The 15871-nt window shown below is 44.6% G+C and carries 13 protein-coding genes; 2 read left to right on the forward strand and 11 right to left on the reverse strand.

Annotation, left to right across the window (positions count from 1 at the left end; genetic code table 11):
* Window positions 1–80: 80 nt before the first annotated feature.
* The 9 genes from galK to ED312_RS21330 all read right to left on the reverse strand — a co-directional run bounded on the left by galK (window position 81) and on the right by ED312_RS21330 (window position 10399).
* Window positions 81–1253, reverse strand: a complete 1173-nt coding sequence (gene galK / locus ED312_RS21290) for a galactokinase (RefSeq protein WP_123218053.1) — start codon at window positions 1251–1253, stop codon at window positions 81–83.
* Between the two features lie 67 nt (window positions 1254–1320).
* On the reverse strand, window positions 1321–2871 hold the full coding sequence (locus tag ED312_RS21295; protein ID WP_123218039.1) for a sodium/sugar symporter: 1551 nt from the start codon (window positions 2869–2871) through the stop codon (window positions 1321–1323).
* A 387-nt stretch (window positions 2872–3258) separates the two neighbouring features.
* The gene (locus ED312_RS21300; RefSeq protein ID WP_123218040.1) at window positions 3259–4473 is read right to left on the reverse strand and encodes an LETM1-related biofilm-associated protein; all 1215 of its coding nucleotides are present in this window, start codon (window positions 4471–4473) and stop codon (window positions 3259–3261) included.
* Window positions 4474–4553: 80 nt separating this feature from the next.
* Window positions 4554–5135, reverse strand: coding sequence for a superoxide dismutase family protein (locus ED312_RS21305; RefSeq protein ID WP_123218041.1), 582 nt, complete (start codon window positions 5133–5135; stop codon window positions 4554–4556).
* A 135-nt stretch (window positions 5136–5270) separates the two neighbouring features.
* Window positions 5271–6023, reverse strand: a complete 753-nt coding sequence (locus ED312_RS21310; RefSeq protein ID WP_123218042.1) for a GIN domain-containing protein — start codon at window positions 6021–6023, stop codon at window positions 5271–5273.
* Between the two features lie 252 nt (window positions 6024–6275).
* The gene (locus ED312_RS21315; RefSeq protein WP_123218043.1) at window positions 6276–7193 is read right to left on the reverse strand and encodes a bifunctional metallophosphatase/5'-nucleotidase; all 918 of its coding nucleotides are present in this window, start codon (window positions 7191–7193) and stop codon (window positions 6276–6278) included.
* A 91-nt stretch (window positions 7194–7284) separates the two neighbouring features.
* Window positions 7285–7962: a tRNA (guanosine(37)-N1)-methyltransferase TrmD gene (gene trmD, locus ED312_RS21320; protein ID WP_123218044.1), complete on the reverse strand. Its 678-nt coding sequence runs from the start codon at window positions 7960–7962 to the stop codon at window positions 7285–7287.
* Window positions 7963–8064: 102 nt separating this feature from the next.
* A complete protein-coding gene (locus tag ED312_RS21325) occupies window positions 8065–8688 on the reverse strand; it encodes a tRNA (guanine-N1)-methyltransferase (RefSeq protein ID WP_240643167.1) in 624 nt (207 codons plus the stop codon).
* Between the two features lie 262 nt (window positions 8689–8950).
* Window positions 8951–10399, reverse strand: a complete 1449-nt coding sequence (locus tag ED312_RS21330; protein ID WP_123218045.1) for a glyceraldehyde-3-phosphate dehydrogenase — start codon at window positions 10397–10399, stop codon at window positions 8951–8953.
* Between the two features lie 267 nt (window positions 10400–10666).
* Here ED312_RS21330 and ED312_RS21335 point away from each other — a divergent pair, with 267 nt between their 5' ends.
* Window positions 10667–11059, forward strand: a complete 393-nt coding sequence (locus ED312_RS21335) for a lipocalin family protein (RefSeq protein WP_123218046.1) — start codon at window positions 10667–10669, stop codon at window positions 11057–11059.
* 5 nt (window positions 11060–11064) lie between these two features.
* Here ED312_RS21335 and aroB read toward each other — a convergent pair whose 3' ends face one another.
* Window positions 11065–12144, reverse strand: coding sequence for a 3-dehydroquinate synthase (gene aroB / locus ED312_RS21340; protein ID WP_123218055.1), 1080 nt, complete (start codon window positions 12142–12144; stop codon window positions 11065–11067).
* Between the two features lie 312 nt (window positions 12145–12456).
* Between aroB and rpsA the strand changes: the two genes are divergently transcribed.
* Complete coding sequence (gene rpsA / locus ED312_RS21345) at window positions 12457–14229, forward strand: 30S ribosomal protein S1 (protein ID WP_123218047.1); 1773 nt, start codon at window positions 12457–12459, stop codon at window positions 14227–14229.
* A 68-nt stretch (window positions 14230–14297) separates the two neighbouring features.
* On the opposite strand, the gene ED312_RS21350 is transcribed toward rpsA, so the two are convergent.
* Entirely contained in the window at window positions 14298–15002 is a 705-nt protein-coding gene (locus tag ED312_RS21350) for a hypothetical protein (RefSeq protein WP_123218048.1), read from the reverse strand.
* Window positions 15003–15871: the final 869 nt, after the last annotated feature.

Here is a 15871-nt window from a genome sequence, read left to right on the forward strand (position 1 = left end):
TACTATTTTGGGCAGTACTGGTGCTGGCATGAGATTTCTTTTTCTGAGTGTTCCGGAAGGGGAGGAGCCTTACAAACCTGTCAGGAGGTCCTGACGTCGGTCCCGTCCGTTAACGAAACTCGGTATGTGCCGGGTTCCTTGCCAAAGGTACGGATGTATTCTTCCCGTACGGATGCCACAAAGGCGTCGGCTTCTCCTTTTCTGATGATGTTTATGGTACATCCGCCGAAGCCGCCCCCCATCATTCTGCTACCGAGTACAGCAGGGGTTATGCGGGCTTTTTCTACCAGAAAATCCAGCTCCGGGCAACTTACCTGGTATTGATGCTGCAAGCCGTTATGCGAAGCAAAGAGTAATTCGCCCAGTTTATCGATATCATTTTGTTCTATGGCTTCAATCGCCTGCTTAACACGATTGTTCTCCTGTATGACATACAAGCACTGGGTATATACTTCCCCGGATAATAGGCCTTTTACCTGTAGGAGATCTTTTTCGGTAGCATCGCGCAGAGCCTTGATTGCCGGGAATTTTTCCTGTAATGCTTTTACACCGGTTTCGCAGGCATTTCTCCTGTCGTTATAGGCTGAATCGGCAAGGCTGTGTTTTACATTGGAATTAATAAGGAGTAATTCGTAATCGCCGAAATCGATCCGGACGGGGGTAAAATCCAGGGTACGGCAATCCAGGAACAGTACATGGTCTTCTTTCCCCTGCATGCTTGCAAACTGGTCCATAATCCCGCATTGTACCCCCACGAAATTGTGTTCTGCTTTTTGAGAAAGCAACATCATTTCTTTTCTGGACAGTTGCAACCCGAACAATTTGTTCAGGCTGTATATAATACTGTTCTCAAGGGCAGCAGAAGAGGACAGCCCCGAGCCATTGGGGATATTTCCCCCGAACACAATATCGAAACCGGATAATCTGCCTCCGGCTTTGAGTACTTCGGCCACCACACCGAGGACGTAGTTCTGCCAGCTTCCTTTTCCGGAAGGTTTTACATCGGTGAGGCTGAAAGTACAGTTCTCTTCCATATCAGCGGCATAGACAGAGCACTTATCCGCGCTGTTGTTCTTGGCTGCAGCACAGATAATGTAACGGTCTATGGCCCCCGGAAGCACAAAGCCATCGTTATAATCGGTATGTTCCCCGATAATATTTATGCGTCCCGGAGATTGTATGATGATAGGTGCGGTGTTGTGTCTTTCTGTAAAAAGTAATCGTATTTTGTCCGTTAATGCTTCTGTTGTCATAGGTTTACTCCCGGTAAAGGGAGAAAGTTTATCGGTTATTATTTTTTTCTTTTTCTGTTGTCGGGTTTTACCACCAGGCGGCATAAATAACCGCAAGTATTCCCATGATCAGGATCGCTGCCGTATTAAATACGGGCGAGGTTTTAAAGAGGCCTTTTTCCAGGTAAATAGCCTTTTTGTCATCGGTTTTGTTCTCAATGAGAGAGATGACAATAATAATGGCCGAAAGTATCAGGAAACACAATCCCATACGGTTCATGAAGGGAATTTCCGGGGTAAAGTATTTTAGGGCTACGGATAGTGGAATGGATAAGATCACGACCCAGAAGGCTGCGTTTGCCGATGTTCTTTTCCAGAACATTCCGAAAAGGAAGATCACTACGACACCGGGGCTTATAAAGCCGGTGTATTCCTGGATAAACTGGAAAGCCTGGTCGAGATTACCCAAAAGAGGGGCTACTATCCCTCCTATAATGAGGGACACTGCCGCCACAATACGGCCTATGGTTACTATTTTCCTGTTACTCGCCTTTTTATCTAGCGGCTTGTATATATCCATAGTAAATATAGTGGATGTACTGTTTACCATGGAGCTCAGGGAAGAACCGATGGCAGAGATCAATGCGGCGAAGGCAAGGCCTTTAAACCCGGTAATTACGTAGTTGTCGAGTATCCAGGGGTAAGCTTCGTCCGGTTTACTGATGTTCGCATCCAGGACAAAAGCGGCAATTCCGGGAATAACTACGATCAAAGGGAGTAAAACTTTCAGGAAAGCCGCAAATGCCGTTCCTTTTTGTGCTTCTTTAAGGCTTTTTGCTCCCAGGGCACGCTGTATAATGTATTGGTTATTTCCCCAGTAGTAAAGGTTGGCGATCCACATTCCCCCCACAAGAACACTTATTCCGGGAAGGTTTTTGTATTCTTCATGCGTTTTGTCGAGTATCATGTCAAATTTTTCAGGGGCCCTTTCGAGTAGGGTGCTGAAACCTTCCCAGGTACTTCCCCCGATGGCATTTAATACCAGGACACTGGCCAGCAGGCCACCGAAAATAAGTACGGTTACCTGTATGACATCTGTCCATACCACGGCTTTCAGGCCTCCGAAAATGGAGAAAGTGGAAGCGAAGATCACCAGTCCTATGATACCGTACATCATATCGATACCCATGATCGTTTTAAGGGCCAGTGCTCCCAGATAAAGTACGGAAGTGATATTTACAAATACAAAGAGAAGGACCCAGAAAATGGCTAACCCCGTATGTACCCGTTTATCAAAACGCTCTTCCAGGAACTGGGGCATAGTGTAAATCCCTTTTTTGATAAAGATGGGAAGGAAATATTTAGCTACGATGATCAGGGTGATGGCCGCCATGAGTTCGTAAGATGCTATGGCCATTCCCACTACATATCCGGAGCCCGACATTCCTATAAATTGCTCCGCGGAAATATTGGAAGCTATCAGTGAACCACCGACGGCCCACCAGGGGAGCGATTTGCTGGCCAGAAAATAATCTTCGGCGCCTTCCTGTTTATCCTTAAATGAAAGCCAAAGTCCTATGGCACATAATACGATCAGATAACCGATAAAAATAACGATGTCTACAGTTGAAAAATTCATATTGGATTTTAGATTGATATTGCACAAAAAAAGATAGATTTTACCCCTTGTAAACAGGAGATGTGGTAAGAATCTATCCAGAATGCCAATGGCCGCCTAAATGTACAGATTTTTTTTATTTGTGAAAGAATGTTGTATGTAATATAACGAAATCGTTAAAAAAGTGCGGGGTAAGTTGCTGATAACAGTAAATACGGTAGTTTAGGAAAAAATGAGGGGATTGTCCGGAAGGAAATCGCGGGTGTTTTTGCGGGAGGAACGGCTTTTATGGTCGGCCGGTGAGATGTTTTAAAGATGAAATGAGAAAGATGGGCGAATAAACGGGGAAATAAACAGGGGAAACAGTCCCGGTACTGCATTACCGAAGTTTTGCAGGAAGATGTTTTTTTACCTTTTTTCAGCTCCCGGTATATCAGGGTATATTTTATTGTCATCAAAGGCGGACGGTAAAAGCTTAGGTATGAACTTAACCAGCAGGGGGAGGAGTATGCCTCCGCCGGGAAGAAGAAAAATGGCCAGGGAAGGTATGGACTTGCAGATATCAAGCAACTGGAATTTCAGTCTTTGTTTTTCTTCTTTGGTCAGTTCTTTTACGGTAGATTTGGATAGCAGGACCACCAGTTCCTTGCTTTGCAGGAGTTCCTGCTGCAAGCGCTTTTTGTTCCTGAGGATGAGGTTGCTCACCATTCGCGAAGAATTGTCGTAAAAGTGCTTTACCGGATTGGAAAAGTTGAGAATGGGAATATCATCCTTATGTGTCCGGAAAAAATCCCGGACCAGGGCAACGGATCTTTCGATCTCTTCTTTTTCGAGATCGAGGGTACGGCCAAGATCAAAAACAAACTGTTTCTCCGCCCGGTCTATGGCCTCATCATTCCAGACAGTAAGGCTGGCCAGGTCCAGAAGATATTTTTTCTCCAGTTCAGAGGTAAAAGCATGTTTTTCTTCTCCGGAAGGGATAATCACTTCCTTGTCAAAAGAACCGGTATACCTGGCAGATGATTCGAACAGTTTTACCAACTGCATATCGAATTCGTTTTTTTCCGGTTTTATTTCCAGGGCCCGGTACATGGTATTGATCACAAAAGTTTCCAGGTTTCTGGCGTAGGTTATACAGTCGGTATTGCCTTCGAGGAACTGGATATAGGCAAGTACGTCGGTATACAGCAATACATTGGTGAGGATACGGTTAAAGTTTTTGGTAAGGATATTCTCGTCAAACTGTATCCTGTTGCCTATAATTTTTTCCAGTTTGGTGGATGGCCTTCTGCCGGAGAGCAGTTTGTGAAAAAAAGAAATATCATTGCTTTCTATTTCCGTGTAGAAAGCAATGATAGAATCTATGGCTTCCTCGTAAACGAGGATTCCGTTGTTTGTGTAATTTGCTGCGAGGAGGGAAATATACAAATGCGTTTTGGACAATTCTTCCTCCGTAAGCTTGTTTTCGATATCAAGGGGATAAGCCAGTTTTACATTGGTGCCGTAAATAAACCCCGAGTCCCTGAGCCTGTCATAAAGCAGACCGTTCTCTGCAGGAAAGGAGGCAGATTTATCTAAAATAGTGTTCAATTTATCTATCCAACCTGCAGCCGAGGGGTTCATAATGATAAAAGTGGATTATGTAAATAGTCATTTAATTATGGCCCGGGCCCCTGATAACGGATTGAATTTTATAAAAGGTTTTATTGTATAATTCCACCACAGCTTATTCGTCCGCCTGCGTCTCCGGTAGGCTGTGTAGTGAAATCGTCAACTCCCTTGTGAACAATAACTCCTTTGCCGATAATATTCCTGGTATCGTCATCACAGTCTATACACCATTCGTCGGTAGAAAACGTGATAGATCCTTTGCCCTGCTCATCTGCCTTAAAGTTTCCGATATCTCCTTTGTGGTATCCTTCGGCATCACCCCATTTACCGTGTTTCTGGAAAGTGGGGTTCCAGTGGCCTCCGGTGGAAGTGCCGTCGGCAGCAGAACAATCGGCTTTTTCATGCAGGTGAATGGCATGCTCTCCGGGCTCCAGGCCTTCGAAATTGGCAGTCATCGTAACCTCGCCGTTCTCTTCTTTGAATATGACAGTACCTTTTACATTGGATTCACTTTTGGGCTCCATAACTACAGTGAGTTTTTTCGGGGCTTCTGATTTCGTCTCCGTCGGAGCCGGTTCTTTTTCCAACATATTTTCCTTTTCTTTTTTTGCCTTGTCCTTACAGGAAACGGACAGGAACAAAACAGATAATGTTAATAATGCTACTTTTCTCATAATATTAATTTTTTAAAGTTTAAAATTACTTAGCCTTATCTTGCCAGCCAAATTTATACTTTGTTTTCTTGCATTTCTTTATAAATACAGACAGGAAGGCAGGGTAAAAGCTGTCGTGACAGAGGCACATACAGGTCAGGGTAACGAAGATATTTCGGTATCCCCGATGACAATACCCTTGCGGATTTCCGGATTTCCCTTGTATTTCACGGTAGCCTCTCCGTAAGAGGTAACTTTAAGCCTTTCGGAAACACTGCCTTCAAAATTACTGTCACCATAGGCGACGATCTTTGTAGACCTGTTATTGGCCTTAAGGGTATTGATTTCGCTTTCTCCGTAGGTAGTGAATTTTTGTTCGGCAATATCTCCTTTCTTGATTTCCAGGTGACATTCCCCGTAAATAGTTGCCCTGAGATCTTCTACATTGGCTTCATTGAGATATACTTCGGATTCCCCGTAGATATTAAGTCTCATTTTATCGAGATGTATCGGGCTTTCGAAGACTATGGTTTCGTCACCCCTCACTGAGAATGTGCCGGCTTTTTTATAGGTGACAACGGCTTTTACTACCGTGCCATTATAAATAGGCCTCTTCTCCTTCCGGCCTTCTCCTTTGATCTTTTCCGTTTTGGTAACGACCCTGGCGCCGTCCAGATACATATGCAGAACCTTGTTTTTTACTTCTACATGCAGTTTTTCCATCGGTTCGCTGATCTCCTTCACAACAACAGACTCTTTGTCCCCTTCCCGGAAGATGACCTGTATGTGCGGGTTTATGATAACCTTATCGAAGGAATCTACGGAAATGGTTTTGGACTGTGCTGCGGTTTTGCCAGGGGCAATAAATAGCAATAAAGTGGCTAATAAGAATAAGGGTTTGGTACACATGACTTTGGGTGTTTGTTATTTTCCTTTAAAATCCGGGATACGCTGTAAGGCTCCTCTATATCAAAGATAGGGAAAATACAGGACTTTTGGTTTGTTCCGCCATGGAAAAACCGTGTGTAACGGGAACCTGCCGTCGTATGTTATTTTTTCTGCCATATGAAGGGATAAGCAGAGATATCCGGTCAGACAGCGGGACCAAACTGTGTTTTGTACTGCTTCGGGCCGGCCGAACAGGGGAAGACCCGGCAATTTTCAGACCACTATAGATCTCCCTCCCTGCTTCTCAAGGTTGTTTTTGTCATCCAAGTAAAAATCTATACGTCCCAGGTTGATGCCAAAACACCCTACCTGGTTTACCATGACCTCTTCTCCTTTGCGGTTGCGATGTATGGCGGGTTTGTCCATAAAGGTATGTGTATGCCCACCTATGATGAGGTCTATGTTTTCCGTGTTTTCGGCAAGTTTGATATCGCAGGTGGTTTCGGGGTTCCGGTATTGATAACCGATATGGGAAAGGCATATAACAATATGGCAGCCTTCCTGCCCGCGGAGTGTGGCCGACATATCCTGCGCAATTTCGATAGGGTCCAGGTATTTGGTCTCTTTGTAGAGGTTGTCGTTTACCAGACCTTTTAAGCGGATCCCCAGGCCAAAAACACCTATTTTTACGCCGTCTTTTATAAATACCTTGTACGGCTTGGTGTGAGTATCCATAACCGTATTGGAAAAATCGTAATTGGCTATAAGGAAATCGAACTTCGCATTCGGCAATTGGGCATACAGCCCGTCGATACCATTATCGAAATCGTGGTTACCGAGTGTTGCCGCATCGTATTTCAGCATGCTCATCAGTTTGAATTCCAGTTCTCCCCCGTAATAGTTGAAGTAAGGGGTGCCCTGAAATATATCGCCGGCATCGAGGAGCAGGGTATTGGGGTTTTCGCGGCGTATATTTTCCACCAGGGTAGCCCTTCTCGCTACTCCTCCCTGGTTGGGGTTCCGCGGATCATCCGGTGGGAACACGTCAATATGGCTATGCACGTCATTGGTATGCAGTATGGTAATGTGTTTTTTGCCTGTTGCCGTGCCGCATGAGGAAAGGGACAATCCTCCGAGAGACAGAAGTGCCGAGGAAGCTGCGGTGTGCTGTATGAAATCCCGTCTGTTCATTTTTTCAGTATCTAAACAAAGGTGTGGTTATATGTTCAAAGTTAAGGGTTTTGACCGGGAAAATCCTAGTCCGGAACCTCTTTTTACTGCTCTAGTCATTCAGCAGATCGGGCCTTCTCTCCCTGGTACGCAGGTAAGCCTGTTCTTCACGCCATTTTTCAATTTCTGGAAAGTTACCGCTGAGCAGGATGTCGGGGACTTTCCATCCTTTGTATTCTGCCGGCCTGGTATAAACCGGGGGGGCGAGGAGGTTGTCCTGGAAAGAGTCCGTAAGGGCGGATGTTTCGTCATTCAGGACCCCGGGAATAAGCCGGATAATGGCATCGCACAATACGGCAGCGCCCAATTCTCCGCCCGAAAGCACATAATCTCCGATTGATATTTCGCGGGTAATGAATTGCTCTCTTACCCTTTGGTCCACACCTTTGTAATGGCCACACAGTATGATGATGTTTTCCCTGAGGGAAAGATGATTGGCCGTCTTCTGATTGAGGGTTTCCCCGTCCGGGGTCATGTAAATGATCTCGTCGTAATCCCTTTCGGACTGTAAGCGGGAAATGCATTTGTCAATAGGTTCGATCATCATTACCATTCCGGCACCGCCGCCAAACTGATAATCATCGATAGTCTTGTAGTTGTCCGTAGTATAATCGCGAAGGTTATGGGTGTGTACTTCTACCAATCCTTTATCTATAGCCCGTTTGAGAATGGAGGCTTCAAATGGGCTTTTGAGCAGTTCGGGGAGCACGGTGATAATGTCGATACGCATTTCTGTAAATTTAGACTGCAAAGTTAAAGGTTCAGAGCCAATAGTTATATATTGTCCCTGAACCTTTGTCTTTTTTATATTAACCCGGTGATCTCCCCGGACTTATTTTGTTTTGGAAATCTTTTGTTTATTGATTTCGTCCTGTAACTGCCTTCTCACTTTTTGTTCTCTTTCCAGTGCCTTCTTACGGTGATCTTCATATTCCTGTTCCAGTTCGGAAAGGGCTTTCCTGGCACTGTGCGTAACGGCATTGCTGTTTTTGAACTTGTAAATAAAGAAGAAAAGCACTACGGCCAGAAGGCCAACAATTCCCCACATGGTGGCCTTATAGGTGGTTTTGTCGATGAGCACCCCGAAAAAGGAAATACTGTCCCTTTCGTTGGTCAGGGTAGATACATGATCGTTGCTTTCCTGCAATTCCCCTTTTAACGATGCGATTTCCGTATTCTGGGTTTTGGTGAGATTTATAGCTTCGGCAAGTTCCTTTTCTACCCTCGCCAGGGAATCGAGTGTATTCTTCTTGAGTGTATAAAGCCAGTTCTTTTTAACTACTTTATATTCCTGGTAGTTGTTGGAACGCTGTATGACAAATTCAAACTGGTTGTCGATATTCCCTTCGGTAAGTGATAATTTGCTTGCGGGGTCTTCTTCATCTGCAGTTTGCTGTGCATGTAAGGCATTGGTAAAGAGAAGGATAAAAGTAAGTGCAATACACGTAAGGTACATGTTTTTCATTTTCATTTCGGACTGTACTTGATATTTGTTATAGTTGTTTATGCTTCGTAACGTTCAGATAACTTACTTATTGTTACCGGGGTTGAAAAAAGGTAAAGCCTCACTACGGTAAGTGAGGCTGCAAATATATAGAATATTATGAGTTTATAATAAATTGAAAAACAATAATCTAACCTTTTCCTGTTGTTTCGGCACCCTGTAAAGGAACAGCATGGACAAATTTACCGGTTGTCGTAATTATCCGGGATGCCGGTTAATAATAGGTATATCTCCTCACTTTGGCAATGTATTTGGCAAGGCGAATGACCTGGTGGCTATACCCGTATTCGTTGTCGTACCAGACATAGAGCACAATGTTTTTTCCATCCGGTGAAACAATGGTAGCTTTACTGTCATAGATGGACGGGGCGGAGGTACCTATGATATCCGATGAGACGAGTTCGTTGCTGAGAGAGTATTTTATCTGTTCGACAAGCTCTCCTTCCAGCGCGTATTTTTTCATGATGGTGTTGAGTGCTTCTTTCGACGTGTTTTTTTCCACCTCGAGGTTCAGTACGACCAATGATCCGTTGGGAACGGGAACACGTATGGCATTGGAAGTAAGTTTGCCTTCGAGCGAAGGCAAGGCTTTGGCTACGGCACTTCCGGCACCGGTTTCGGTGATAACCATATTCAGTGCGGCAGCCCTTCCCCGGCGGTATTTACCGTGCATATTGTCTACGAGGTTTTGGTCGTTGGTATATGCGTGTATGGTTTCCAGGTGCCCTTTTACCACACCGAGAGAATCTTCGATTACCTTGAGCACAGGGGTAATGGCATTGGTAGTGCAGGAAGCGGCGGAAAATATCTGTACGCTGTCTGGATCATGTTCCCTGTGGTTCACCCCGTGTACGATATTGGGGACGCCTTTTCCGGGGGCGGTAAGTAAAACATGACTTACTCCTTTAGATATCAGATGGCGGCTGAGTTGCTCCTTATCGCGGAAAGCCCCTGTGTTATCCATGACCAGGGCATTGTCAATGCCATAAGTCGTATAGTCTATTTCTTCGGGGGCATTGGCGGATATCATGTGTACGGTTGTACCGTTGATAATAAGTGCGTTGTTTTCCGGGTCTGTGGCTACGGTCCCGGGAAAATCACCGTGCACCGAATCGTTGCGGAGCAGGGAAGCTCTTTTTTCAAGTGTGGCGGCATCAGATTTTCCCCGGGTAACTATAGCACGGAGACGGAGCTGGTTCCCTTTGCCCGTTTTAGCCATCAGTTCCCTGGCCAGCAACCTGCCTATTCTTCCGAAACCGTATAATATAACATCTTTCGGCTGTATTTCCTTACTGTTTTGTGCAGCCCGTAGTTTATCGTAGATAAAAGCGGTTGCATTGGTGTACTTGTCGTCCTCCAGGTGATATTCGTAGGTGAGTTTTCCGATATCCAGTTTGGCAGGAGGAAGTGTCATCTGTTTAATGGCCTGCGCTATTTCTACTGTATCAAAAATGGAGATGGGTTTTTGGACGAATTCCCCTGCGTATTCGTGCAGGTTGATAATCTCGCTCACATTGCGGTCTATAAGCTGGTTCCGGAAGAGAACGAGCTCAATGGCTTTGTCATACCACAGGTCGCTCACTATTTTACTGAATTCCACGGAAGCTTTTCGGCGATCTGCCTGGAAAGCAAGTTCCTTTTCGTAAGTTTTTGTAAAACTCATTGTTCTGTGTTTTGCGTAGTACCTCCCGTTTTTGTACGAAAGGGCATCATTAGTTTAGTGTTCGGGGGCAAAAGTATATATTTCAAACGTTTTCGTAAAGGTTTCAGGTCGAAAAATGAAAGAAGGTTATGCGCTGTTGGAAACGTTAAAAATACACTTGAGGGAAGGCAGAGGAATGTTAAAACACGCAACCGTTCCGCAAGCAGGACATCTTAAAACAAATAAATGTTCCAAAAAGCAAATGATGTTTAAACAACCCAAAACAAAATGAAAACTATTTTAGGTATGTTATTTTTATTGTCCGTACTCGGATGTTCGGAAGATTCTGATGTGACCGATGACCGTTTTGTAACCGGGAAATGGCAGATGACCCGGAAGTACGTCAGCACCGGAGGTAATAATGTCCGTTGGGACACCGTGAAAGACGGAGAGATTTATCAGTTTAAGACCGACAGTACTTTTACCTCGAACGCAACGGATTGCCAGGAGGGAAAGTTTTCGGTAAAAGGAGATTCCCTGCGACTGGATTTCAACTGCAATTATGATGTCGAACCGCAGATCATGCGATTCTATTTCGAAGGTGGGGATCTCGTGCTTAGTCCTTTAAGCCCTACCTTCTGTATAGAGGCGTGCCTGTACCGCTATGAACGAATAGATTAAGCTTTTTAAACTTCCTGTCCTTTGTAATAAGCAAATGAACGGAGGATCTTTTCGTTATCGGCCCGGACATCTATGACCGGAGTTCCTATATCATTGAGCAATACAAAATTGATATTCCCGTGGGAATTCTTTTTGTCGTATTTCAGATAGGAGATAATAGGCTCTATGTCTTCTTCTTTTATCTCTGTTTTCCGGAAGTAGGAGAGAATGACCGACGTTACCTGGTCCAGTTTTTCCTGCGGGAATTGTTCCAGTTCGACAGACAGGTATGTTTCGAGTATCATGCCAATGGCAATAGCTTCTCCGTGCAGTAGTGCAGGTTTTTCCGGGTTTTGCAGAAAGTATGATTCTATAGCATGGCCCAGTGTGTGACCGAAGTTCAGCGTTTTGCGAAGGCCGGCTTCCCTGGGATCCTGCATGACTATATTGTTTTTTATGACGATAGAATCCCTCACCAGTGTATCCAGGTCATCCAGGTTTAAAGATGCGAGGTCCAGGAACTCCGCCCAATAATTTTTGTCGTAGATGAGCCCGTGTTTCAGCATTTCCGCAAGGCCGCTGCGCATTTGTTCCGGGGGGAGGGTTTGTAGCATATCGGTATCCACGATCAGTATATCAGGAACATTGATCACTCCTACCTGGTTTTTTAACGGTCCCAGGTCCACACCGGTCTTACCGCCTACGGAGGCATCGACCATGGCCAGTAGGGAGGTGGGGACATTCACAAAATCTATCCCCCGCATAAAGGTAGAAGCGACAAAGCCGCCGAGATCGGTAACCACACCACCGCCCAGGTTGATCATTACACTTTTTCTGTCGGCCCCCATATCTGAAAGGACCTGCCACACCTGGCTACAGGTTTCTATATTCTTGTGGATTTCACCAGCTTCTATTTCTATCACCTCTGCCGTAAAATCTTCCGGCATATTGCTCATAAAACGGGAAAGGCAGTATTGATGGGTGTTTTCATCCGTAAGAATAAAAACTTTGGAGTGGTTCTTTTCATCCAGGTACTCCCGGATTTTCTTGTACCCGTTTTCATTGAAATAGATGTTATAACCGTTGCAGGAAATAGGTTGTAGCATTGCCGTATGATTTATACCGTGTAATTTTGGCGCAAAGGTATTAAAAATGTCAGGAGCAGGGAGGGGTACGGACGTTTTAACCACAATATTTCCCTTGTTTGTCAGAATTTTGTGGAGAACAAGGGCGCCTGGTATTTTTTTGCACAAATTAATACGATACAAACTTTTGAAAATCAAAAATATAATTGTAATTTTGCACTCCTTTTAAGCAAACCCAGGAGGGAAAGGTGTATAAAAACCGATTATTAATGCTTCTGAATTCCTATTGCTGTACCTCTTGTATGGATTCAGAATACAAATTTTAAATCAGCAATGGCTGACACACAAACAAACACAGAACAGGATGTTAAGAATCCTGAGGAATTTTTAGCGAACTTCGACTGGCACAACTACGAAGAAGGTATTGAAAGGGTTGAAGATGATAAGCTGAAAGAATTTGAAAAGCTCGTAGAGGAGAACTTCGTAGACACTGCCGATGAGGAAGTAGTGGAAGGAGTTGTAGCGCACCTGACAGACAGGGAAGCTATCATTGACATCAACGCTAAGTCTGAAGGTGTTGTTTCCCTTAATGAATTCCGTTACAATCCCAATCTGAAAGTTGGTGATAAAGTAGAAGTACTTATCGACGTTCGCGAAGACAGAACCGGACAATTGGTGCTTTCTCACAGGAAAGCCCGTACGATAAAAGCTTGGGACAGGGTAAATGCAGCGTATGACAACGGTGAAATCGTAAACGGTTTTGTAAAGTGCAGAACCAAAGGTGGTATGATCGTGGATGTATTCGGTATAGAAGCGTTTCTGCCGGGTTCACAGATAGATGTAAAACCTATACGCGATTACGATCAGTACGTAAGCAAGACCATGGAGTTCAAAGTGGTAAAAATCAACCACGAATTCAAGAACGTTGTGGTTTCGCATAAAGCGCTTATCGAAGCGGATATCGAAGAGCAGAAAAAAGAGATTATCGGTCAGCTCGAAAAAGGCCAGGTACTCGAAGGAGTTGTTAAAAACATTACTTCTTACGGTGTATTTATCGACCTTGGAGGTGTTGATGGTCTTATCCACATTACCGACCTTTCCTGGAGCAGGATCAATCACCCGAGTGAGGTTGTGGAACTGGATCAGAAACTGAATGTGGTAATCCTTGATTTCGATGACAACAAGTCCAGAATTCAACTTGGTCTGAAACAACTTCAGAAGCATCCTTGGGAAGCCCTTAGCGACGACATTAAAGTTGGAGACAAGGTGAAAGGTAAAGTAGTCGTTATTGCGGATTACGGTGCCTTTATCGAGGTAGCTGAAGGTGTGGAAGGACTTATCCACGTTTCTGAAATGTCATGGTCTACGCACCTGCGTTCCGCCCAGGATTTCGTTCAGGTAGGAGATGAAGTGGAAGCAGTTGTACTTACACTCGACAGAGAAGAGCGCAAAATGTCGCTTGGTATCAAACAACTGACCCCGGATCCATGGACCGATATCACCAGCAAATACCCCGTAGGTTCCAAACACGAAGGTATCGTACGTAACTTCACCAATTTCGGTGTATTCGTAGAGCTGGAAGAAGGTATCGACGGTCTTATCTATATCTCGGACCTTTCCTGGACCAAAAAGATCAAGCACCCGTCTGAGTTCGTTTCCGTAGGAGACAAACTGGAAGTGGAAGTGCTGGAACTGGATGTCGAAGGGCGTAAACTGAGCCTCGGTCACAAACAAACTACGGAAAACCCGTGGGATAAATACGAAACCGAGTTCGGTGTAGGTACGGTTCACACTACGGAAGTAAGTGAAATCGTAGACAAAGGAGCTACTATCAACCTCAATGAGGATATCGTTGCTTTTGTCCCTTCACGTCACCTGGAAAAAGAAGATGGTAAAAAACTGAAAAAAGGAGAAACAGCCCAGTTCAAAGTAATTGAGTTCAATAAAGAATTCAAAAGGGTTGTAGCTTCTCACACAGCGATCTTCAAAGAGCAGGAAGAGAAGAATGTTAAGTCTGCAACCAACACCAACGTTGAGAAAACCACTCTCGGTGACCTGGATGCTCTTGCAGAACTTAAAGAGAAAATGGATAAAGAGAATAAATAATTTTTTTGTTCATAATAGTAGGATAAAAACCTGGCGGGGTCATCATGATCTGCCAGGTTTTTGTTTTTTTATTCGAATGTGACCGATATACTATCGTAATAAATGGTAGTGGTGCCTTCGAAACCGGAATCCGTACCTATGACCAGCCACAGTTCGCCGTCTGCGTTGCTGGTAGCTGTAAAGGGATCGGTATTGCTCCTCTGTACGATGGTATAGGTATCTGCGTCCGTTTCATTGGAGAAATTACCTAGGTTAATCATGTCCTCTCCGGGTTGTGACTGATTTCCTTTGTCGATGTTCATCTCGTAATAGTCGTTCTCGTTTACCTTTTTTTTCGGCTCCTCTTTTACAGCACCTGCCTTTATAATTACGGATTCTGCGGGACTTCCGCCTATGCCTACAGATCCTTCCGGGGCATCGGAGGCTATCCGAAGGTCAAAATAAATACGGTATTCCCGGTCGGGATCAAGCCCTGTTATCTTCCGTTTTATGAACATGAACAGGTCATCACTGTGATTATTTCCTGTTTGTCTGAGGGCCCCATCGGAGTTATCAAGGGGATCGGGAAGTGCTGCATAACCCAATTCCAATTCGTAGAAATCTTCCTCTCCCAGGGGATAATCGGCAAAATCACCGCTCCATGCTTCCGCATCATTGGAAAAATGAAAATCGATGATTTCGGGTCTGTCGTTTCCGTTGTCATCATCCGAACATCCCGAGAAGAAAAGAAGACCTAGGGCAAGCCAGGCATAGCATTTGAATTTTGATACCATAACAGTAAATTTTAGGGTTTATTAAAAGATCGGTGAAAGAATCAAAGGTTGCGTCCGGGAATGTAAAATCTGATTAAAATATATCCCCGGCCTTACCGGTTTTTACACGGGAGGCCTGTTGTGGGAACAGGTAAAACGGAACCGTATTTCCCGGTTTTTTCAATCTTATAAAACAGGAGTGCCTGCCGGGCTCTGAATAGCAAGGGGAGAAGGGTTGCCTTACGGGCTAAAAATCAAACGGTTTATTAAGCCGGACAGTAACAGTTTTTGCTGCTTTCGGGCAGGGGAGAGGATCGAAAATAATGTATTCAATATTTTGTATATCAAATATTTAACATGAATAATGTTTAGAGCTTTTGAAAGTAAAGGTGTTTTTAAGGCTTAGGCCTCCTTCGACCGGGCTAATACTTGCGCAGATTATCCGGAAGTGTTATCGATATTCATCGGGACGGTGGAGCAAACCAGGGGATTATGTGTTCCCGGGTAAGCCTGAATAGTGCTATTTAAGGGATTGGGTATACGGCGAACCGGTTTGGGTCAGCGGCTAACCCATTTCCTTTAGCCGCAAACATAATCTGTTTAGCCGCTTAAGCAATTGTGTATGCGGCGTAACTAACCCGGTTAGCGGTAAAAGCAGTTCGGTTAGCGGCTAACTTAATCCCTTTAACGGCTACCCCATTCCCTTTAACGGTCGACGTAACCCGTTTAGCCGCTTAAGCAATTGTGTACGCAGCGTAACCAACCTGGTTAGCGGTAAAAGCAGTTTGGTTAGCGGCTAACTTAATCCCTTTAACGGTCAACGTAACCCGTTTAGCCGCTTAAGCAATTGCGTATGCGGCGTAACTAATCCGTTTAGCGGTAAAAGCAGT

Origin of the sequence: Sinomicrobium pectinilyticum (genome assembly GCF_003725735.1) — a bacterium.
GTDB lineage: Bacteria > Bacteroidota > Bacteroidia > Flavobacteriales > Flavobacteriaceae > Sinomicrobium > Sinomicrobium pectinilyticum.